Annotated in this window: 19 protein-coding genes; 7 read left to right on the top strand and 12 right to left on the bottom strand. The window is 67.5% G+C overall.

The features are described from left to right. The first annotated feature begins 13 nt into the window (after positions 1-13). Genes ASE58_RS12830 through ASE58_RS12820 form a run of 3 tightly spaced genes read left to right on the top strand, consistent with a single transcriptional unit; the run spans position 14 to position 1,844 of the window. The gene (locus ASE58_RS12830; RefSeq protein ID WP_055822418.1) at positions 14-622 is read left to right on the top strand and encodes an SCO family protein; all 609 of its coding nucleotides are present in this window, start codon (positions 14-16) and stop codon (positions 620-622) included. Next, the gene (locus ASE58_RS12825) at positions 619-1,053 is read left to right on the top strand and encodes a YcgN family cysteine cluster protein (protein ID WP_414889018.1); all 435 of its coding nucleotides are present in this window, start codon (positions 619-621) and stop codon (positions 1,051-1,053) included. Before ASE58_RS12830 ends, ASE58_RS12825 begins: the two co-directional genes overlap by 4 nt. Further along, positions 1,050-1,844: a M48 family metallopeptidase gene (locus tag ASE58_RS12820; protein ID WP_055821910.1), complete on the top strand. Its 795-nt coding sequence runs from the start codon at positions 1,050-1,052 to the stop codon at positions 1,842-1,844. The genes ASE58_RS12825 and ASE58_RS12820 overlap by 4 nt, the downstream gene beginning before the upstream one ends. Here ASE58_RS12820 and ASE58_RS12815 read toward each other — a convergent pair. From ASE58_RS12815 to ASE58_RS12790, 6 genes are all read right to left on the bottom strand, one after another. Continuing rightward, on the bottom strand, positions 1,811-3,970 hold the full coding sequence (locus tag ASE58_RS12815) for a transglycosylase domain-containing protein (protein WP_082468001.1): 2,160 nt from the start codon (positions 3,968-3,970) through the stop codon (positions 1,811-1,813). The two genes, ASE58_RS12820 and ASE58_RS12815, sit on opposite strands and share 34 nt — an antisense overlap. Positions 3,971-4,045: 75 nt before the next feature. Next, entirely contained in the window at positions 4,046-5,161 is a 1,116-nt protein-coding gene (locus ASE58_RS12810; RefSeq protein WP_055821907.1) for an NAD(P)/FAD-dependent oxidoreductase, read from the bottom strand. Further along, positions 5,140-5,826 (bottom strand): methyltransferase domain-containing protein, encoded by a 687-nt coding sequence (locus tag ASE58_RS12805; RefSeq protein WP_055821904.1) that lies wholly within the window; start codon positions 5,824-5,826, stop codon positions 5,140-5,142. Before ASE58_RS12805 ends, ASE58_RS12810 begins: the two co-directional genes overlap by 22 nt. Continuing rightward, on the bottom strand, positions 5,823-6,902 hold the full coding sequence (locus tag ASE58_RS12800; protein ID WP_055821900.1) for a type III polyketide synthase: 1,080 nt from the start codon (positions 6,900-6,902) through the stop codon (positions 5,823-5,825). The genes ASE58_RS12805 and ASE58_RS12800 overlap by 4 nt, the downstream gene beginning before the upstream one ends. A gap of 38 nt (positions 6,903-6,940) precedes the next feature. Further along, the gene (locus tag ASE58_RS12795) at positions 6,941-7,549 is read right to left on the bottom strand and encodes a class I SAM-dependent methyltransferase (protein WP_055821897.1); all 609 of its coding nucleotides are present in this window, start codon (positions 7,547-7,549) and stop codon (positions 6,941-6,943) included. A 150-nt stretch (positions 7,550-7,699) separates the two neighbouring features. Further along, positions 7,700-9,988 carry a CDC48 family AAA ATPase gene (locus ASE58_RS12790; RefSeq protein WP_055821893.1) on the bottom strand — a complete coding sequence of 763 codons (2,289 nt, stop codon included), beginning with the start codon at positions 9,986-9,988 and terminating at the stop codon, positions 7,700-7,702. A 279-nt stretch (positions 9,989-10,267) separates the two neighbouring features. Between ASE58_RS12790 and ASE58_RS12785 the strand changes: the two genes are divergently transcribed. After that, complete coding sequence (locus ASE58_RS12785; protein ID WP_055821891.1) at positions 10,268-11,155, top strand: LysR substrate-binding domain-containing protein; 888 nt, start codon at positions 10,268-10,270, stop codon at positions 11,153-11,155. A gap of 185 nt (positions 11,156-11,340) precedes the next feature. On the opposite strand, the gene ASE58_RS12780 is transcribed toward ASE58_RS12785, so the two are convergent. Further along, entirely contained in the window at positions 11,341-11,802 is a 462-nt protein-coding gene (locus tag ASE58_RS12780) for a peptidylprolyl isomerase (protein WP_055757336.1), read from the bottom strand. A 242-nt stretch (positions 11,803-12,044) separates the two neighbouring features. On the opposite strand from ASE58_RS12780, the gene mgtE reads away from it, so the two are divergent. Together mgtE and ASE58_RS12770 are read left to right on the top strand one after the other, a co-directional pair. Continuing rightward, positions 12,045-13,436, top strand: coding sequence for a magnesium transporter (gene mgtE / locus ASE58_RS12775; protein ID WP_055757338.1), 1,392 nt, complete (start codon positions 12,045-12,047; stop codon positions 13,434-13,436). A 45-nt stretch (positions 13,437-13,481) separates the two neighbouring features. Next, the gene (locus ASE58_RS12770) at positions 13,482-13,880 is read left to right on the top strand and encodes a DUF1489 family protein (RefSeq protein WP_055757340.1); all 399 of its coding nucleotides are present in this window, start codon (positions 13,482-13,484) and stop codon (positions 13,878-13,880) included. 166 nt (positions 13,881-14,046) lie between these two features. On the opposite strand, the gene msrA is transcribed toward ASE58_RS12770, so the two are convergent. From msrA to pabB, 5 genes are all read right to left on the bottom strand, one after another. After that, a complete protein-coding gene (msrA, locus tag ASE58_RS12765; RefSeq protein WP_055821888.1) occupies positions 14,047-14,700 on the bottom strand; it encodes a peptide-methionine (S)-S-oxide reductase MsrA in 654 nt (217 codons plus the stop codon). 72 nt (positions 14,701-14,772) lie between these two features. Further along, positions 14,773-14,919, bottom strand: coding sequence for a hypothetical protein (locus tag ASE58_RS17965; protein WP_156347731.1), 147 nt, complete (start codon positions 14,917-14,919; stop codon positions 14,773-14,775). Between the two features lie 149 nt (positions 14,920-15,068). Further along, a complete protein-coding gene (locus tag ASE58_RS12760) occupies positions 15,069-16,250 on the bottom strand; it encodes a GGDEF domain-containing protein (protein WP_055821885.1) in 1,182 nt (393 codons plus the stop codon). Between the two features lie 66 nt (positions 16,251-16,316). Further along, positions 16,317-17,516 carry a pyridoxal phosphate-dependent aminotransferase gene (locus tag ASE58_RS12755; RefSeq protein WP_055821882.1) on the bottom strand — a complete coding sequence of 400 codons (1,200 nt, stop codon included), beginning with the start codon at positions 17,514-17,516 and terminating at the stop codon, positions 16,317-16,319. A 38-nt stretch (positions 17,517-17,554) separates the two neighbouring features. Further along, positions 17,555-19,309, bottom strand: a complete 1,755-nt coding sequence (gene pabB, locus ASE58_RS12750) for an aminodeoxychorismate synthase component I (RefSeq protein ID WP_200909367.1) — start codon at positions 19,307-19,309, stop codon at positions 17,555-17,557. A gap of 85 nt (positions 19,310-19,394) precedes the next feature. Here pabB and ASE58_RS12745 point away from each other — a divergent pair, with 85 nt between their 5' ends. After that, positions 19,395-20,054: an MBL fold metallo-hydrolase gene (locus ASE58_RS12745; protein WP_055822409.1), complete on the top strand. Its 660-nt coding sequence runs from the start codon at positions 19,395-19,397 to the stop codon at positions 20,052-20,054. The last annotated feature ends 221 nt before the right edge of the window (positions 20,055-20,275 follow it).

Genomic DNA, 20,275 nt, shown 5'->3' with positions numbered 1-20,275 from the left:
CGCCTATCAGATCATGGCTGGCAACACCATGAACAGCATCCTGCGTACCCTTGCCCCGGCGCTCGCGCTGGCCCTTGCCGCTTGCGGGGGGGCGCCCGAACCGGCCGCCACGCCGCCGCTGGCCGGCGCACGGATCGGCGGGCCGTTCGTGCTGACCGATTCGGCGGGCAAGGTGGTGCGCGATACCGATTTCGCCGGCAAATGGCGGATCATGTATTTCGGCTATACCTATTGCCCCGATGTCTGCCCGGTCGATGTGCAGAATATCGCGGCGGGCGTGAAGGCGTTCGAGGGCGAGGAGCCGGAGCTTGGCGCGAAGGTCGTGCCGATCTTCATCACGGTCGATCCCGAACGCGATACGCCGGCGGTGGTCGGGAAATTCGTCTCCGCCTTCCACCCGCGTATGGTGGGCCTCACCGGTAGCGCGCAGGCGATCGCTGATGCCGCGCGGGCGTACGGCGTGACCTATGCCAAACAGCAGTCGCCCGGTGCCACCGAATATCTGATGGACCATAGCCGCACCGCAATCCTGATGGACCCGAAGGGCCAGCCGGTCGCGCTGTTGCCGCAGGACGAAAGCGGCGAGGCGGTCGCCGCCGAGCTGAAGAAGTGGGTCCGGTGAGCGGGCGCTTCTGGGAGGACCTGCCGCTTGCCGCGCTCGACCGTGCGCAGTGGGAGGCGCTGTGCGACGGCTGCGGAAAATGCTGCCTGCACAAGCTGGAGGATGAAGACACCGGCGAGATTCATGCGACCAATGTCGCATGCAAGCTGCTCGACCGACGCATGGGCCAGTGCAGCGACTATCGCCACCGCCACGCCTACGTCCCCGAATGCGTCCGGCTGAACGCGCGCAATGTCGGCGATATCGAATGGCTGCCCTCCACCTGCGCCTATCGGTTGCGTAATGAAGGCAAGCCCTTGCCCGACTGGCATTACCTGAACAGCGGCGACCGGGAGAGCGTGCATGCCGCCGGCCAGTCGACGCGCGGCTGGACGGTGTCGGAAAACGACGTCGGCGACCTCGAACATCACCTGACCGACCGGACGCTGTGATTGACGGGTTGGAGGTCGTCCGCCACCCCCGCGCCCGCGTCGCGCGGCTGTCGGTCGATCCGGCCACCGGCCGCGTGCGCCTGACCGTGCCGAAGCGCATGGCGCTGGCCAAGGCGGTAGCATGGGCCGGTGAAAAGGCCGACTGGATCGCGGCGCAGCGCGCGAAGCTGCCCATGGGGCGACCGTTCGTCGATGGTGCGGTGGTTCCGGTCGCGGATCGCGCGGTGCGGCTGATATGGCGGGAGGGGGCGACACGGACGGTGCAGTTCGTGCCCCAGCCAAGCCGTGCCCCCGCGCAGGCGGGGGCCCAGGGCCAAGCGGAACCACCGTCAGCGATTGGCGCTCTGGATCCCCGCCTGCGCGGGGATACGGGGGCGGATGACGAATGGATGCTTGTCGGCGGCGGCCCGCTTGACCAATTCCCCGTCCGCATCGAACGCTGGCTCAAACGCGAAGCCTTGCGCCTTCTAACCGAAGACACCGCGCACTATGCCGCCAAGGCCGGCGTCACCGTCGCCAAGGTCGCGATCGGCGATCCGAAGGCGCGCTGGGGAAGTTGCAGCGGCGACGGCACGATCCGCTATAGCTGGCGGCTGCTGCTCGCCCCCGGCTTCGTCCGTCGCGCGACCGTGGCACATGAGGTCGCGCACCGCGTCCACATGCACCACGGCCCCGAATTCCACGCGCTGGTCGCCGACCTGTTCGAGGGCGACCCCGACGACTCCCGCCGCTGGTTACGTGCGGAGGGTGCCGCGCTTCACTGGTACGGGCGGGCGTCCTCTTCGGGATAACGGTCGGCCGGCGGCGGCTGGCGGCGATCGGGGGCCGGGCGGCGCTGCGCCGGAACCGGCTGGTCGGGCCGCTGTCCCCGGCCGAGCGCACGGTCGATCCATTCCTGGTCGAGCTGTTCGTCGGGCGCGCGCTGCTGCTGCGGCGGCGGGATCGTCTCGTCGCCATCGTCGGTCGGGGCGTCGGGCGGGGTTGCGCCCGGCTGTTCGACCGGATTGCCGTCGGGATCGACATAGACCCGGTCGTCGGGCGCGCCGTAATAGCTCTCCGCGTCCGGCTCCTCCTGCCATTCGGGCAGCGTCACCTTGGTATTGAATTCCTCGACCGGGCGGTTCGCCACCGCCTGCCGCATGAATGCGGCGAAGGCGCGGGCAGGGGCGGTGCCGCCCTGCAACCCGGTGACGGCCTTCGCATCGTCGCGGCCCATCCACACGCCGGTGGTGATGCCCGACGAAAAGCCCATGAACCAGCCGTCCTTGTACGAGGTGGTCGTGCCGGTCTTGCCCGCGACCGGGCGCCCGATCTGTGCCGCGCGGCCGGTGCCGGTATTGACCGCGGTCTGCAGCAGGTCGGTCATCTGCTGCGCGACATAGGGGGCGACCAGCACGCGCGAGTTGTCGACCTGATGCTGGTAGATCACTTGGCTGTTGGCGGTGACGCGGGTGATGCCGTAGGGGGCGACCGCCGTCCCGCCGCTCGCGACCGAGGCATAGGCCCGGGTCAGGTCGAGCAGTCGCACGTCGGACGTGCCCAGCACCATCGCCGGCTTCGTGTTGACTGGCGTCGTGATGCCAAAGCGCCGCGCCATGTCGGCGACGGTCGCAAAGCCGACCTCCTGCCCCAGCCGCGCCGACACGGTGTTGAGCGAATAGGCAAAGGCGGTGCGCAGCGATACCTGCCCGCTGAACCGCCGCGAACTGTTGCGCGGGCTCCACCCGTCGATGGTGATCGGCGCGTCGTTGACCTGGCTGTCGGGGTTCATCCCCGCTTCCAGCGCGGCCAGATACACGAACAGCTTCCACGCCGATCCCGGCTGGCGCGTCGCCTGCGTCGCGCGGTTGTAGATCGACGAGACATAATCCTTGCCCCCGACCATGGCGCGCACCGCGCCATCGCGGTCGAGCGCGACCAGCGCGCCCTGCACCCCGGCCGGGGCATTGGCGCGGATCGCGGTGTCGGCGCTCTTCTGCATCGCCGGGTCGAGCGTGGTCCACACGTCCAGCGGCGCTTCGGTTTCGTCGATCAGTGTTTCGAGCTGCGGCAGCGCCCAGTCGGTGAAATAGCGCACGCTGTTCTGCTGCGGCTCGGGGGCCAGCTTGATCGCCTGCGGATCGGCATCCATCGCCTGGCTGGCGGTGATCGCGCCGGTTTCCTGCATCAGCTTCAGCACGACGCCCGCACGGCCGACGGCGGCCTCGGCATCGGCGGTCGGCGAATAGCGCGACGGGGCCTTTACCAGACCCGCGATGACCGCCGATTCCGACAGCGACAGGCTGGTCGCGGGATGGTTGAAGAAGCGCCGTGACGCCGCGTCGATCCCATATGCCCCGCCGCCGAAATAGACCTTGTTCAGATACAGCTCGAGGATCTGGTTCTTGGTGAACTTCCGCTCCAGCGCCAGCGCCAGGATGATCTCGCGGAATTTGCGCCCGACCGTGTAGCTGTTCGACAGGAAGATGGTGCGCGCGACCTGTTGCGTGATGGTCGATGCGCCCTGCAACCGGCGCCCGGTGCCGCGCGTCTCGATCGCGAACTTGGTGATGCGGGCCAGCGCTACCGGATCGACGCCCAGATGCGAGCGGAAGCGGCGATCCTCGACCGACACCATCGCGTCGCGCATCGCCGCCGGGATCTGGGCATAGGGGATCCATTCGCCATAGCTCGGCCCCAACGAGACGAGGATCGACCCGTCCGCTGCGCGCACGCGGATCATCTGTCCGTTGGGCGAAGATTTGAGCTGGCCGAAGCTCGGCAGGTTCGATTTGGCGTTATAGACCGCGACGATCAGCGCGATCGCGCCCAGCACCGCGACGCCCACCCCGATCCCCAGCACCCAGCGCAGGATGCGCCACCAGCGGGAACGGGCGGCGGTGGGCCGCTTCTGCGGGCTTTGGGGAGTGCGTGCCATGGGAATGCGCCGGATACCGCGCCGGCCCCCGGCGGCACAAGCCCCGGACGCACGGCGCATTGGGAATGGCGCGCGCTAGGCGGGCCGCGATGAACGGCGGCTGACGGAATCGATCCGGGTCCAGCGCGCGGCCATGGCCACCAGCGGCGCGATCCGCCCACCGACCAGCAGCAGCGGGTGGGTCGCGGGATGTTCGGCCAGCGTCCTGAGCAGCCCGGCGATCGCGATCGGGCGGTGCAGCCGCCCGCGCAATGCCTGCTGGAATACCGGCGCCCCCGCCGGCCCCTGCGCCTGCCACTGCCGCGCCGCGCGAATCGCGCTGGCGATGGCGATGCCCATGCCTTCGCCGGCCAGCGACGGGATCACCCCGGCCTGATCGCCAAGCCGATAGACACCGGGCACGGTACCCGCCGCGCGCCAGCCATAGGGGACGTTGGCGATGGCATCGATCGCGGGCGTGGCCCCCATATGCGCGAGCCGCTCGCCCAGTGCCGGCAATTCGTCGCCCAGCACCCGCAGCAGCGCGGGCAGGTCGCCCGCCGCCTTGAGGCGCGACCGGCGCAGCGCCATGCACAGGTTTGCACTGCCATCCTCCTGAAGCACCAGCCCGCCATAGCCCCCGGCAAAGGCGTGCAGTTCGATCGCATCACCGACCAGCCGGGTGAGCGACGGATGCGGGGCGAGCCGGACGCGCACGCCCATCGCCGGATCGTCGCCGACCACCGCATCGCGCATCGCCCCGCGCAGGTCGTGCTTGCCGGTGGCGAGGAACAGCGTCTCACCCGTCACGTCAGCGCCGTCGCCGGTGTGGAGCGTAGTGCCCTCCGCCGACCGAATCGTCACCCCGCGCTCGACCCCCGCACCGGCATTGCGCGCAGCATCCAGCAACAGCGCATCGAGTCGCAGCCGCGACAGACCGATGGCGGGGGCGGGCAGGGACGATTCGGCGCGGCCTCTGGCGGTGAACAGCACGACCCGACGCACGACATGGCCGCCCAGCCTTGCCGGATCGATCCCGACGCTAGCCAGCGATTCGAGCGTGCGCCACGACAGGAACCCGCCGCACAGCGCGTCCTGGGACCTACGCGATCGCTCCAGCACCAGCGGCTGGGCACCGCCCTGTGCCAGCAGCAGCGCGGCGACCGACCCCGCCGGGCCGCCGCCCGCGATCAGCGCCGGCGTTCGACGCATAGCCGGAACGGAAAGTGCCGCCGCACCTCGGCCCCGTCGACTCCCGCCTCGCCAAGGATCGGCGGCCATTCGTCGGGGCGATAGGAGCGCGCGATCGACAGCGTACCGTCGGCGCGAACGATCGGGTGCCAGCGCAGCACCATCGCCAGCAGCGGATAGCCGCGATGGGCGAAACGGTGGCGGTGCAGGTCGTTGACCAGCCAGCCACGCGCCGATTCCGCCTCCATGAAGCGGAGAAACGCGACCAGCTGTCGGTGGGTCATGTGATGCGCGACCAGGCTGGAGACGATCACATCCCATCCATCACCCGCCAGATCGGCATAGTCGCCGGTGCGATAGGTGATCGGCAGGTCGTGCGGCGTATCGGCACGGGCAATCGCTTCGCTGCGCGGGTTCAGGTCGATCCCGACCAGCTCGGCCGCCACCCCGCGCTTGCCCGCCCACCGCGCGATCCGGCGCAGCATGTCGCCATCGCCATAGCCGACGTCGAGCAGCTTCAGCCGCTCGCCCCGTGATACGAGGCTGTCGAGGAACGCCAGCGTCGGCCGCGCCGCCATCGTCACCACATTGACCTGCGCCAGATCGCGCAGCACCGCCGCATAGGTTTCGGGCGGCAGCGCGGGATCGTCCATTGCCTCTTCGGCGTGCGACCGGGGGAAACTCATGGCGCGCTCCGAAAGCCGAAGCCTTCGGCAGCGAGACCGGGACCGAACGCCAGCGCGATGCCGTTTCGAACCGGCGGCCCGTCCAGCATCGCTGCCAGCACGAACATCAACGTCGCCGACGACATGTTGCCATTGGCCGCCAGTACCGCACGCGATGCTGCCAGCGCATCGGGCGATAAGGACAGGCTGCGCTCCACCGCATCGAGGATCGACCGCCCGCCGGCATGGACCGCCCAGCCGTCGACTTCCGACAGCGCTCGCCCGCCGGTCGCCGCGCTCGCGAAATCGGGATCGGTCAGGGCGTGTGCGATTCGGCCCGGTACCTCGCCCGACAAATGCATCGCAAAGCCCGCATCGGTAATGTCCCAGCGGATCAGCGCCGCCGAATCAGGCAATGTCGCGGCAAACGGCGCCTCGATCGCAAAGCCCGTCGCCTCGCTTGTCACCAGCGCAGCGGCAGCGCCGTCGCCGAACTGCAGCATGGCCAGCAGCGGTTCCAGCGTGGTCGCGGGTTGCAGGTGCAGCGTCGACAGCTCGACTGTGACGACCAGCACCCGCGCCTCGGGCTGCGACCGGACGATATGGCGGGCGCTGCGCAGCGCGGCGGCAGCGGCGTAACAACCCATGAACCCGACCAGCAGCCGCTCGACCTTCGGCGACAGGCCGATGCGCGCCGCAATGATCTGGTCAATGCCCGGTGCCACGAATCCGGTGCAGCTGGCGACGACCAGATGGGTGATCCCGTCCAGCGCCACCCGGTTCGCCAACGCGTCGATCGCGGCGATCGCCAGCGTCGGCGCGGCATCGGCATAGATCGTCATGCGCGCGGCGGTGCCCGGCATCGCATCGGCATAGAAGCCGCCGGGCGCGACCGGCGATCCGCCATCATCCCCGATCGGCAGCACCGACCAGCGATGGCCGATCCCGGCGCGCTCGACCATCCGGTCGAACAGCTTCGCCTCCCGATCGGGCAACCGACGCCGTGCCCAGCCGATAAAGGCGTGGTGAATATCGTGCGAGGGGGTCGCGGTCGCCACGGCATTGAGCCAGGCGACGGGTGCGGGGGGTGGGGTCATCCGGCGATCAACGCGCGGGCAAGCCGGATGCTACCGGATCAATCCTTCCACGCCCACCAAAGCTGGGCGGGGGGTACGTTCCACCATTCCATGTCATGGTCGATCCGCGCGAATTGCCGGTCGAGAAAATCGCGCACGCGCGGATTGAACTGATAGACGAGGAACGCGCCGCCCGGCCGCAACACGGCCTGCGTCGCCGCCGCGATCCGGTCGCCGATGCCCGGCGGCAGCGTGGAAAACGGGAGGCCCGACAGGACGTAATCGGCATGGGGGTGACCATGGTCCGCCACGATCTGTTCTACGTCCGCCGCCGATCCATGGACGGCCGAGAACCGCGAATCGAGGATTGTCGCGTTCAGATAATCGATGAAGTCGGGGTTGGTATCGATCACGATCAGCTGCGCATCGGGCGCAAGACGCTGCAAAATCGGGCGGCAAAAGGTGCCGACGCCGGGGCCATATTCCACCACGACCTTGGCATTGGCCCAGTCGATCGGGGCCAGCATCTTGCGGATCAGCTTGTTCGACGACGGGATGACCGATCCGACCATCACCGGATGCTTTACGAACCCGCGCAGGAAGATGCCGGCCGGCGATGGTACGCCGCGCGGCTTCCGTCGGGTCGCGGCGTTGGAACTCGTCGTCATGCAAATCCTCGAACGGATGGCGCGAAAGGCCATGGTCAGCGCGTCGTCGCAAAAGCGCAACGAACTTGCAAGCGGATCGGTTTCGCGCTGCGACGAATGTCGGTACCGATCGGGTGGGGGGCCGGCCGGTGCCGACGGTCCCCGCACGCGCTATCCCTTCGGCCCGCGCCCTTCGACCATGCCGGGGGCGATGAAGCCGATCGGCTGGATCGAGACCGCATCCTGTTTCAGCCGGGCGGACATGGCGCGATATTCCTCCTCCATCTCGGCCGTCACCGATGCGCGCGAGTCGGCCAGCGCCGATTCGAAATGCGCCATCGTCACCTCGCGCGTGTCGAGCGAGGCGCGCAGCGCGAACAGGCCGGCACGACGCACCACATCCTCGAGGTCCGCACCGGTGAACCGGTCGGTTCGCGCGGCGATCGCGTCGAGGTCGACATCGGCGGCCAGCGGCATCTTCTGAGTCTGGATGCCCAGGATGCGCGCGCGGCCCGCCTGATCGGGTACGCCGACATAGATCAGTTCGTCGAACCGGCCGGGCCGCAACAGCGCGGGGTCGACCATGTTCGGACGGTTGGTCGCGCCGATCACGACCACCGATTGCAGCTCCTCCAATCCGTCCATCTCGGCCAGGATCGTGTTGACCACCCGCTCGGTCACCTGCGGTTCGCCCAGCCCCCCGCCACGCGCGGGCACCAGCGAATCGAGTTCGTCGATGAAGATGACCGTCGGCGCCACCTGTCGCGCACGGGCAAACAGCCGGGCGATCTGCTGCTCGCTCTCGCCATACCATTTCGACAGCAGGTCGCTCGACTTGGTGGCGATGAAGTTCGCCTCCGCCTCGCGTGCGACCGCCTTTGCCAGCAGCGTCTTGCCGGTGCCGGGCGGGCCATAGAGCAGAAAGCCCTTCGCCGGACGAATGCCGAGGCGGCGGAACGACTCAGGGGACTTGAGCGGCAGCTCGACGCCTTCCTTCAGCCGCATCTGCGCATCGTCCAGCCCGCCGACATCGTCCCAGCGGACGGTCGGGGCCTGCACCATCACCTCGCGCATGGCGCTCGGCTGAACGCGTTTGAGCGCCTCGACGAAATCGTCACGGGTGACCGACAGGCTGTCGAGCACGTCCTGCGGGATCGTGCCCGCCGACAGGTCGATGCGTGGCATGATCCGTCGCACCGAATCGATCGCCGCCTCACGGGTCAGCGCCGCCAGATCGGCACCGACAAAGCCGTAGGTGGTACGCGATAACTCGCCCAGATCGACATTGTCGTCGAGCGGCATGCCGCGGGTGTGGATGCCGAGGATTTCGCGCCGGCCACGCTCGTCGGGCACGCCGACCACGATCTCGCGGTCGAACCGGCCGGGGCGGCGCAGCGCCTCGTCGATCGCTTCCGGGCGGTTGGTCGCGGCGATGACGACGATATTGGCGCGCGATTCCAGCCCGTCCATCAGTGTCAGCAGCTGCGCGACCAGCCGCTTCTCCGCCTCGCCCGATACCTGGCCGCGCTTCGGTGCGATCGAATCGATCTCGTCGATGAACACGATCGACGGCGATGCCTTGGTCGCTTCCTCGAACACCTCCCGCAGCCGCTTTTCTGATTCGCCGTACGCCGATCCCATGATCTCGGGACCGTTGATCAGGAAGAATTCGGCGTCGGATTCATTGGCGACGGCGCGGGCAAGCCGCGTCTTGCCGGTGCCGGGCGGGCCGTGCAGCAACACCCCCTTGGGCGGATCGACGCCCAGCCGCTGGAACAGTTCGGGATAGCGCAAGGGGAGCTCGACCATCTCGCGCAGCTGGTCGATCGTCTGGCCCATGCCGCCGATATCGTCATAGGTGACATCGGCGCGGCGTGCCTCGCGCGGTTCCTCATATTCCGATCGCAGCTCGATCTCGGTCGATTCGTCGATGTGGACGACGCCCTTGGGCGTGGCCGACACCACGGCGAGACGAATTTCCTGCAAGGAGAAGGCGGGCGCGTTCACATAGCGGCGGACATTGGGCGACAAATTGTCGACCCGCTGGTGCCCGGTCGTCGCGACGATATCGCCCTGACACAGCGGCCGCCCGAAAAAGGTGCGCTTGAGCGCGTTCGCCGACCCCTGCAGCCGCAGATTCTGTTGGGCGGGGGCAAAGACGACGCGAGTGGCGGGGCGCGATTCGGCCTTGCGCACCTCGACCTGATCGCCCGATCCGACGCCGGCATTGGCGCGCTGCAACCCGTCGATGCGCACGATGTCGAGGCCCTCGTCCTCGGGATAGGGTGCGATGGCGCGTGCGGGCGTCGTCTTCTTGCCGATGATCTCGACGACGTCGCCCTCGTTGATGCCCAGCAGCGCCATCACCGATCGGGGGAGATGGGCGATGCCGCGCCCGCTATCTTCGGGCCGGGCATTCGCCACCTGCAACCGCCGTCCGCCTGTTTCGCTGTCCGCCATCAAATTCCGTCCTGAACTGAACGCCAAGGAACGGCGGATATGGGCGGTGGGTTGCCGGCAACAAGGCGAAAAAAAAGGCCGATCGAAAACGACCGGCCGGAAAGTTTTTAGGAGAGGATGCCTGAAAGGCACGTCCTATGTGCGGTGCGGCACGTTTTTGTGCAAGTGCGAACAAAGCAATTCGCATTGCATAAAATGCAACGCTATACGGGAGTCTGGTTGCAAGCGAGACGATCGCGGTGCAGCGTGTACCGCACCGCAACCAAGTTAGGGTATCGGATGCGTCGCCTGCCACCTCTCACCGCGATCGAAGCGTTCGTGCATGTCGCACGGCTGGGCTCGGTCAAGCTCGCCGCCGACGAACTGGCGCTGTCGTCGCCCGCGCTCAGCCGCCGGGTGCAGGCGATGGAGCGCTTCATCGGCAAGCCGTTGTTCGAGCGCCGGCATCAGGCGCTGAAGCTCAACGACGACGGCGAACGGCTGCTGACGCTGTTGTCGGGCGCGCTCGACACGCTGTCGGACGCGGTCGAACAGATGTCGGGCGCGGTGGAGGTGTTGCGGCTGCGGCTGGGCGTGTTGCCGCTGTTCGCGATCCAGCGGCTGATGCCGCGCATGGGCGACCTGCACGACCAGCATCCCGAACTGCACCTCGATTTCGACACCGCGCATCACGGGTTGGGGCGGCTGGGCGAGGGGATCGACGTCGCGATCGTGCTGGACCATGCCATCGACCCGGCGCTCTATGCCCGGCGGCTCGATCGCAACCGGGTCTATGCGATCGCCGGACGCGCATTGATCGATCGTACGCCGATCACCGATCCGTCGCAGCTGGCGCAGCATACCGCGCTGATCCACCGTGACATGCCCGACACCTTTGCCGACTGGATGCACGCCGCCGGGGTTCCCGATATCGAGCCGGTCGCGATCGACCGGTTCGATTCGGGCACGCTGATGCTGGAGGCGGCGGCGCAGGGGCTGGGCGTCGCCTTCATGCTCGAATCGCATTTCGAAACGGCGCGCGACGACCGGCTGGTGCCACTGTTCGATATGGCGGTCGATTCGACCTACAGCCATTGGTTCGTGTGCCGCCCGCGGTTGTTGCAGCAGCGGCCGGTGAAGCTGTTCCACGACTGGCTGGTCACGGCGCTGAACGCGCCGGCGGAATAGGGAGACCACCGACGCTTCGTCATTCCGGCGAAGGCCGGAATCCATTGTGTCGGGTGTTTTTGGATTGTTCGCCGACGTCCCCCCATCCATGGATCCCGGCCTGCGCCGGGATGACGGACGAGGGGGCAGTCGCTGCCCCGCTCGTCACCCCCGCCTGCGCGGGAATGACGACGAGGCGGAGGTCCTTACGCTTCCGAGCGCGCGGTCACGATCTTGCCCGGATTGCGCGGCGGCTCGCCCTTGGGCAGCGCGTCGACGGCATCCATGCCGCTCTCGACCACGCCCCAGACCGTGTACTGGCGGTCGAGGAAGGTCGCATCGTCGAGGCAGATGAAGAACTGGCTGTTGGCCGAATTCGGGTCCGACGTCCGCGCCATCGAACACACGCCGCGCACATGCGGTTCGGCGTTGAACTCCTGCTTGAGATTCGGTTCCTTCGACCCGCCGGTGCCGTCGCGCCGACCGCCGTCGCCGCCCTGTGCCATGAAACCGTCGATCACGCGGTGGAACGGCACGCCGTCATAAAAGCCCGAGTCGGCAAGCTTGACGATTTGCGCAACGTGGTTGGGCGCGAGGTCGGGGCGCAGCTTGATGCGGACTTCGCCGGTATCGAGCGTCATCACGAGCGTGCTGGGGGTATCGGCCATTGAAAGCTCCTTGAAACCTTGTTTGTCGATCCGGAGATGCCGGATCGCTGCGGTACCGGCCCGCTCCCCCACCCGACCACCCATCAGGATACTGGCTTGGGTGGTCGGGTGGGGGAGCGGGCCGGTACCGCAACGCGCCCGCCTAGCTAGGGGTTCGAACGGCCAAGGACAACCGCACAGGCGTTGGCACGGCGGTGCAGCATGGCTACAGCGGGCGAAACCGCGCGTGGAGGGTTGCGACCATGACCGAACTCGACCTTCCCGATACGACCAGCGAACTGGACGAGGACGACCGGCTGAAGCCCGAATTCGTCCGCGCAGTATGCGACGCGGTGGATCGCGGCGATGACGAGGCCGTGCGCGAGCTGGTCGAACCGCTCCACCCCGCCGACTTGGCCGATTTGTTCGAACTGGTGCCCGGCGAACAGCGCGCCGCCCTGGCCGCCGCCATCGCCGAACGGTTGAACGGCGACGTGCTGGCGGAAATGAACGACTGGGTGCGCGAGGCGGTCATCGACGCGCTGACCGCGACCCAGGTCGCCGATCTAGCCGCGCAGCTCGACACCGACGACGCGGTCGCGATCATTGAGGATCTCGACGATGCGGAACAGCGCGCGGTGCTGCGCGCGCTCGACCCCGACGATCGTGCCGCGATCGAGGAGGCACTGTCCTATCCCGAGGAATCCGCCGGCCGCCTGATGCAGCGCGAGCTGGTCGCGGTGCCCGAGCATTGGACCGTCGGCGACGCGCTGGATTACCTGCGCGCAGACGAAGTGCTGACCACCGATTTCTGGGAAATCTTCGTCGTCGACCCGGCGCACAAGCCGGTCGGCACCTGCCAGCTGTCATGGATTCTCCGCACCCCGCGCTCGGTCGCGATCGCCGATGTGATGGCGCGCGAACAGACGCTTATCCCGGTCGACATGGACCAGGAAGAGGTCGCGCTGCGCTTTCAGAAATACGCGCTGATCTCGGCAGCGGTCACCGATGGCAGCGGACGGCTGGTCGGCATGATTACCGTTGACGACGTGGTGCACATCATCCAGGCGGAAGCGGGCGAGGACGCGCTGTTGCTGTCGGGTGCCGGCGAAGGCGACATCAACGAACCGATCCGCGATTCGTACAAGGCGCGGGTGCGCTGGCTCATCACCAACCTGATGACCGCATTGCTGCCCGCGACGATCATTGGCGCGTTCGGCGCCACGATCGACAAGATGGTGACGCTGGCCGCGCTGATGCCGATCGTCGCCGGCCTTGGCGGCAATGCGGGCACGCAGACGATGGCGGTGACGGTGCGCGCGCTCGCCACCAACCAGCTGACACAGTCGAACACGGTGCGCGCGATCCGGCGCGAGATGATTATCGCGCTGATGAACGGCGCGACCGTCGCCGCGCTGATCGGCACCGGCGTCACCCTGTGGTTCGGCAATCCACAGCTGGGCGCGGTGATCGGCACCGCGATGCTGCTGAATGTCGTCATCGCCGGGTTTGCGGGGGTGTTCGTCCCGCTGACGCTCGACCGGTTCAACGCCGATCCCGCGGTCGCGTCGTCGATCTTCGTCACGATGACGACCGATTCGATGGGGTTCCTCGTCTTCCTCGGGCTGGCGACCGTCAGCGGGCTTGCCGGTTGAGGCTGGCGGGTTGAGCCGGGCCACCGCGCTTCCCATCTGGGGCGCGTGCCGCTGCATCTCACCAAAGTCGCCTTCGCCATCGAATCGGTCGAACAGCTCGCCGAGCGGCTGGCCACGCGCCATGCCGAAGGCGGGTTCCTAACCACCCGCTACCTGCCGAAACGGGCAGCGGAGATCGAGGGCGGGTCGCTGTTCTGGATCCTAAAGCACCGGCTGGTCGCCCGCTCGCCAATCCTCGGCTTTGGTGAAGCGGAGGGCGGACGCGTCGCGATCCACCTGGGGCCGAAGCTGGTACTGGTCGAGGGACGACCGAAGCGCGCGCACCAGGGCTGGCGCTATCTGGAGGAGGCCGATGCCCCCGCCGATCTGGGCGGGGAGGGCACCGGTGCCGATGAACTGCCGCCGCGGCTGATCGGCGAGCTGATGGCGCTGGGGTTGCTGTGAAGTGTGACCTCCTGCCATCAACCCGTTCGTCCTGAGTAGCCATTGAGCTTATCGAAATGGCGTATCGAAGGGCCGCCCGCGCCAAAGTACTTCGATACGGGTCTTCGACTTCGCTCAGCCCCTACTCAGCACGAACGGTCGGGGATTGGCCGATACGCTTACGACATCAGATCACCAACCCCGGATACGCCGCCTTCGCCGCCGCGATCTTCGGCTTGTCCCATCGCACGATATAGGGGTGGGACGGGTTCCGCCGGGCGAAATCCTGATGATAGGCCTCCGCCGGATAGAAGGCACCGGTCTCGATCTTCGTCGCGATCGGCTTCGGGAACGCCTTCGCCCGCGTCAATTGCGCGATATAGCGCCGCGCGGTCAGCGCCTGGGACGGGTTCTGTGGAAAAATCGCCGAACGATAGCTCGGCCCCGAATCGGGGACCTGCCCGTTCAGCTGCGTCGGATCGTGCGCAACCGAGAAATAGACGCGCAGCAACGTGCCATAGCTGACGATGCGCGGGTCGTAGGTGATGCGAATCGCCTCGGCATGGCCGGTGCGTTCGGTCGATACCTGGTCGTAGGTCGCACTCTGGCGCGTGCCGCCGGCATAGCCGCTGACGACCGATTTCACGCCCTTCACCCGTTCGAACACCGCCTCCATGCCCCAGAAGCAGCCGCCCGCCAGCACGGCGGTGGCAAGGCCGGGGGTGGGGGGCACGTCGCTGGTGACGACGGGGATCGGGACCGCGCGCTCGGCCGTAGCCGGGGGGATCGACAGGGCGGCCACGCCGATGGCGGCGATGGCGACGGGCAGCAGGACTTTCATGGGAAGGTTCCTCGAACAATGCCGGGAACCGAGATGGGGTGCGCCACCGCGCACCGCCAGATCAGCCCCGGATCAACCGATGCGCTGGACGACCGACGGTGCGGGATGGACCGACTTCGCATCGCTGCGATCCGCCACCTGCACCGCGACCAGCGCGACGGCACCCAGCGCGAAACCGCTGATGAAATGGCGAAGGAATCCGGTGCGCTTGGTCGTCATCTGTCTCGTCCTCTTGCCCGGCCGTGCCCCGGATGGGATGCGGCATCGGACGAACCCCGCAAAAGGAGAGGATCGCCCATCACTGGGTGCAAGATATAGGTTGCGGGGCTGAACCGGCGCTGGCGCGTCCGTTCATGTTGCGCACAGCCTCAACCATGTTGCGACTGCGAAATCAAGATGGCCGGGGGTGCGCTTTCGGCAACGCTGCGTTGCAAAACCGGTGATGCCGACCGGCCCCGCCGCTTTTCGGCATACATTCGCGCATCGGCCTGTCCGACCAGCGTGTCGACCATCACCAACGGTCCCGTGGCCCAGCCGACGCTCAGGTCCGCCACCTCGTCCGGGCCGATCAGTGCAGTGGTACCCTGGGTAAAGCGGGCGGCGATTTCCCCGGCTATCGCCTGTGCCGCGGCATCGTTCAGGCCCGGGAGGACGCAGACGAACTCGTCGCCGCCCCAGCGGAATACCCGGCCCGACATCGGGATCGAACAGACCGCCGCGCGCGTCGCGATCTTCAGCGCCGCGTCGCCCGTCATGTGGCCATGGCGATCGTTCAGCGCCTTGAACCGGTTCAGGTCGATCATCAGCACCGCACCGTCGCCGCGCCACCCCGACCGCGCCCGGTCGAACGCGGTGCGGTTGCCCGCGCCGGTCAGTCCGTCGCGTTCGGCCAGCGTCGCCAGCCGCCGTTCGCACCGTTCCGCATCCATCGTCAGCAGCGAAAAGCCGCGGAACATGATGAAGGCGATCGCCCCCGCCGCCATCCACGCCGCCGGCCCGCCATGCATGCCGGTCGGATCGCCGCCCAATTGTCCGGTGGCTGCGAACCACGCCCGGCCAAGGAACATCGGCACGGTCATGGCGAACATCACCGCCACGATCCATCCGGTGCGCAGCATTTCGCGACGCGCGATACGTATCGCCAGCAGGACCGTCGCAACGTCGAACAGCGACCGCAGGACGTTCAGATAGGCGATGCGATCGCCAAAATCCTGCGGCAACGACCAGAACAGCAGCGGCAGCGCAACGATTCCCGTCAGCACGATCCATCGCCGGATCGGCGCGGCGGGGTCGGCGAAGCGGTGCATGCCGACATAGATCGCGCCATAGCTGAGCGCGGCTGCCGTATTGCCGATGGTCAGGAGGCCGGGCACGCCCAGGCCGCGCAGCAGCGGCATGACCGCGCTGACCCCGAGCAACAGATGCCCGCCGCCCCACCAGTTTGCCCACGAACCGAACCGTCCCCCGGCGGCAGCGGTCAGGTGCACGATGCCGGCTACGACCGAACACAGCGCGACCATCACATACAGGGTGGAGATATCGAGCAGCATGCGGTCCCTATCACAATGCGGATCGTGATAGGGACCAGCCCCTAATAGTCCGTTTCTACAGCGGAATTACCGCAGCGCGGCACAGGCCGTACGGATACGTACACAGGCTTCGCGGAGCAGGTCGTCCGACGTGGCATAGCTGATCCGCATCGCGGGCGAGAGGCCGAACGCCGCGCCCTGCACCGCCGCGACCCGCGCATCCTCCAGCAGATAGCCGACGAAATCCTCGTCGGTATCGATCCGCTTGCCGCCCGGCGTCGTCTTGCCGATCAGCCCGGAAATGTCGGGATAGACATAGAACGCACCTTCGGGCGTGGGGCAGGTGACGCCATCGATCGCGTTCAGTTCGGCCACCACCAGGTCGCGGCGGCGCTGGAATGCATCGTTACGCTCGGCCAGGAACGACTGGTCGCCGTTCAGCGCGGCGACGGCGGCGGCCTGTGCGATCGAACAGGGATTGCTGGTCGACTGCGACTGCAGCTTCGCCATCGCCTTGATCAGCCACGCCGCACCGCCGGCATAGCCGATGCGCCAACCGGTCATCGCATAGGCCTTCGAACAGCCGTTCACCGTTAGCGTACGGTCGTACAGGCTCGGGTTCACCTCGGCGATCGTCGCGAATTCGAAGCCGGGATAGACGATGTGCTCGTACATATCGTCGGCAAAGATCCACACATGCGGGTGCCGTTCCAGCACCTTGCCCAGCTCGCGCAGTTCGTCGCGGGTGTAACCGGCACCGGTCGGGTTGGATGGCGAATTGAGGATGACCCACTTGGTCCGCGCGGTGATCGCCCCTTCGAGCTGTTCGGGCGTGATCTTGTAGTTCTGGTCGGCCCCGGCGGCGATGAACACAGGGGTGCCGCCTGCGAATTGCACGACGTCGGGATAGCTCACCCAATAGGGCGCGGGCACGATCACCTCGTCACCGGCATCGACCGTCGCGACCAGCGCGTTGAACAACGTGTGCTTGCCGCCGACGTTCACGCAAATCTGATTCGCGGCATAGGTCAGGCTGTTGTCGCGCTTGAACTTGGCGGCGATCGCTTCCTTCAGCTCGGGCGTGCCGTCGACGTTGGTGTATTTCGTCTTGCCGGCGCGAATCGCCTCGATCGCGGCGTCCTTCACGAAATCGGGCGTGTCGAAATCGGGTTCGCCGGCGCCCAGGCCGATGACGTCGACGCCCTGCCGCTTCAGTTCGAGGACCTTCGACGTGATGGCGAGGGTCGGCGACGGGTTGATGCGATCGAGCGCGGCGGAGGGCTTCATGGGACGTCCGATGCTGAGAAGGAACAGATGGCGGCGCTCTAGCCCTCCCGATCCGCCTCCGCAACCAACCGCGCACGAATCAATCCGCGAACCGCGTTACCGATGTAAAATCCTTGCGCCAAATCGGCCGGGGCCAGCGGCATTTCGACCGCCTCGCCCCGCGCGATAAGTTCGCCGCGCAGCACGCCTGGCAATAGCCCATGGTCGAGCGGCGGGGTCAGCAACTGCGCGCCGCCATCGACGAAGATCGAGGTGAAGCTGCCCTCGGTCAGCTCGCCGCGGTCGTTGAGGAAGATCGTTTCGAAACATCCGGCGGGCGGGGCGGGCCAGAAACGCCGGTCGCTGGTCTTGTGCGCCAGGCGCAGGTCGCGCGTGTCGAGCGGCAACGGGGCCAGCGCGACATCGACCGGTCCGGCCGGGGCAGTGGGCAGCGGCGTGACATCGACCGCGATCGCTCCACTGCGCGACAGCAACAGCCGCACGCGCGAGGGGATTCGCAGGCGAAAGGTCGCCGCCTGCAATTCGTTGCGCGTCGCATGCCGGTCGAACGCAAAGCCCAGCGCGCGGGCGCTGTCGGTCAGCCGCGCCAGATGCCGTTCCAGCAGCGGAATGCCGCTATGCGGATCGAACGCCATCGTCTCGATCAGGTCGAACCGCGCCGTGGGCGCGTCAAGGAAGCGCGCCTTGGCCAGACATTCGCGCCATTCGGCGTCTGCCACCGAATCGGCGACGACCCCCGATCCCAGCCCCAGCGTTGCGTGGGATGCGCCGGCGGGCAGGTGCAGGGTGCGGATCGCCACGTTGAACGACGCATCGCCCGCGCCGTCGATCCAGCCGATCGACCCGGTATAGATGCCGCGTGCGCGGCCCTCGACCGCATCGATCGCCTGCATCGCGCGCCGTTTCGGCGCACCGGTGATCGATCCGCAGGGAAACAGCGCCGCCAGCGCATCCACGGCATCCTTGTCAGGCGCAAGCTCGGCGGTGACTGAAGAGATCAGCTGATGGATACTGGGATAGGTTTCGACGACGAAGCGCTCGGGCACCCGCACGCTGCCCGGTTTCGCGACGCGCGACAGGTCGTTGCGCATCAGGTCGACGATCATCAGGTTTTCGGCGCGCTGCTTGGGATCGGTCGCCAGCGCTTGCGCCGCGGCGCGGTCCCGCGCCGGATCGGGATCGCGCGTCGCGGTGCCCTTCATCGGCCGCGCGGTGATCCGACCGCCCTCGACCGCAAAGAACAGCTCGGGTGAAAAGGACAACAGCCAGTCGGTGCCGGTCCACACCACCGCGCAATGCCCGGCGGCGGCGCGCGGGCGGATCGCGGCATAGAGCGCCAGTGGATCGCCGATCAGCGGCACGGTCGCGCCGAAGGTCAAGTTCGCCTGATAGATATCGCCCGCCGCGATCAGGTCGAGGATGTCGGCACAGCGCGCGGCATAGGCATCGGCGGCGATGTCGGGCGCGACCGAACCGATCCACGCCCCCGCCGGATCGGGCAGATGGTCGCCCAGATCGACCGTCTCGGCCGCGTCGAACACTCCGAACCACAGCAGCGGCCCGTCGCCGCGGCGCTCCGGCGCCCCCGGCACCAATGCCGCCCCGGCTTCATAGGTCAGATAGCCCGCGACGCTCTGACCCGCCGCCGTCGCCGCCTGCAGCGCGGTCAGCGCGCCTGCGACTTCGTCCACCCGGTCGGCGCAGATCAGGCGCGTGGGTGCGCGGTACAGCCGTGCGGTTCCGCCCGGCCGGGCATCGTCGAACAGCACGAAGGGCCGGGTCGTGTCGAACATCCGCCCACGCTTGCCGGTTGCGCGCGCGCGGGGCAAGCATCGTGACACCTTTGTGTACGCAGCGTTAAGCGATATGGCCTGTGCGATGACCCCATCCCCGATCCGCGCGGCGATCATCCCGGTGACCCCGCTCCAGCAGAACTGCACCCTCCTGTGGTGTACGAAGACGATGCGCGGCGCATTCGTCGATCCCGGCGGCGACCTGCCGCGCCTGCTCGCCGCCGCCGAGCAGCAGGGCGTGACGATCGAGAAAATCCTGCTGACCCATGGTCATATCGACCATTGCGGCGAGGCGAAGCCGCTCGCCGAGCAGCTGGGCGTGCCGATCGAGGGCCCGCACGAGGCGGATCGCTTCTGGATCGCCCGGCTGGACGAAGACGGCAAGCGCTGGGGCCTGCGCGGTGTCCCCTTCGAACCCGACCGCTGGCTGGTCGAGGGCGATACGGTGACCGTGGGCGAAGCGGTGCTGTCGGTGTACGAAACGCCGGGCCACACGCCGGGCCATGTCATCTTCTTTCACGAGGAAGCCCGATTCGCGCTGGTCGGCGATGTGCTGTTCCAGGGATCGATCGGCCGCACCGACTTTCCGCTGTCGGACCATCAGGCGCTGCTCACATCGGTGGTCACCAAGCTGTGGCCGCTGGGCGACGATATCGCCTTCGTACCGGGCCATGGTCCCGGCAGCACCTTCGGTCACGAACGCGCGACGAATCCGTTTGTCGGTGACGCGGTAATGGGTAAGTAGCGCCGCACCGTCTCCCCGCCTGCGCAGGGATATCGTCGGCATTGGTGGCGGCGAAGTCCAACCCAATGCTTGCAACCGCGCACGAAAACGCTATAGGCGCGGTTCGCTTCGCGACCAGCCTGTCTGCCGGTCCGGCGGGTCGCCGGTCGCAGTTATGCGGTTCGGCACTTGCCTGGGCCGCGTCGTCAGTTGGTAGCGAAACCAACTGATACCCAAGTGAT

The sequence above is a fragment of the Sphingomonas sp. Leaf9 genome, assembly GCF_001421355.1.
GTDB lineage: Bacteria > Pseudomonadota > Alphaproteobacteria > Sphingomonadales > Sphingomonadaceae > Sphingomonas.
Note: the sequence above shows the minus strand (reverse complement) of the source record. Positions and strands in the feature narration are given on the sequence as shown.

What these genes read in the sequence shown, in the direction of transcription:
- ASE58_RS12830 (WP_055822418.1), top strand. Translation starts at nt 14, where the DNA reads ATGGCTGGCAACACCATGAACAGCATCCTGCGTACCCTTGCCCCGGCG.
- ASE58_RS12815 (WP_082468001.1), bottom strand. Translation starts at nt 3,970, where the DNA reads ATGGCACGCACTCCCCAAAGCCCGCAGAAGCGGCCCACCGCCGCCCGT.
- ASE58_RS12810 (WP_055821907.1), bottom strand. Translation starts at nt 5,161, where the DNA reads ATGCGTCGAACGCCGGCGCTGATCGCGGGCGGCGGCCCGGCGGGGTCG.
- ASE58_RS12805 (WP_055821904.1), bottom strand. Translation starts at nt 5,826, where the DNA reads ATGAGTTTCCCCCGGTCGCACGCCGAAGAGGCAATGGACGATCCCGCG.
- ASE58_RS12800 (WP_055821900.1), bottom strand. Translation starts at nt 6,902, where the DNA reads ATGACCCCACCCCCCGCACCCGTCGCCTGGCTCAATGCCGTGGCGACC.
- ASE58_RS12795 (WP_055821897.1), bottom strand. Translation starts at nt 7,549, where the DNA reads ATGACGACGAGTTCCAACGCCGCGACCCGACGGAAGCCGCGCGGCGTA.
- ASE58_RS12790 (WP_055821893.1), bottom strand. Translation starts at nt 9,988, where the DNA reads ATGGCGGACAGCGAAACAGGCGGACGGCGGTTGCAGGTGGCGAATGCC.
- ASE58_RS12785 (WP_055821891.1), top strand. Translation starts at nt 10,268, where the DNA reads ATGCGTCGCCTGCCACCTCTCACCGCGATCGAAGCGTTCGTGCATGTC.
- ASE58_RS12780 (WP_055757336.1), bottom strand. Translation starts at nt 11,802, where the DNA reads ATGGCCGATACCCCCAGCACGCTCGTGATGACGCTCGATACCGGCGAA.
- mgtE (WP_055757338.1), top strand. Translation starts at nt 12,045, where the DNA reads ATGACCGAACTCGACCTTCCCGATACGACCAGCGAACTGGACGAGGAC.
- msrA (WP_055821888.1), bottom strand. Translation starts at nt 14,700, where the DNA reads ATGAAAGTCCTGCTGCCCGTCGCCATCGCCGCCATCGGCGTGGCCGCC.
- ASE58_RS17965 (WP_156347731.1), bottom strand. Translation starts at nt 14,919, where the DNA reads ATGACGACCAAGCGCACCGGATTCCTTCGCCATTTCATCAGCGGTTTC.
- ASE58_RS12760 (WP_055821885.1), bottom strand. Translation starts at nt 16,250, where the DNA reads ATGCTGCTCGATATCTCCACCCTGTATGTGATGGTCGCGCTGTGTTCG.
- ASE58_RS12755 (WP_055821882.1), bottom strand. Translation starts at nt 17,516, where the DNA reads ATGAAGCCCTCCGCCGCGCTCGATCGCATCAACCCGTCGCCGACCCTC.
- pabB (WP_200909367.1), bottom strand. Translation starts at nt 19,309, where the DNA reads ATGTTCGACACGACCCGGCCCTTCGTGCTGTTCGACGATGCCCGGCCG.
- ASE58_RS12745 (WP_055822409.1), top strand. Translation starts at nt 19,395, where the DNA reads ATGACCCCATCCCCGATCCGCGCGGCGATCATCCCGGTGACCCCGCTC.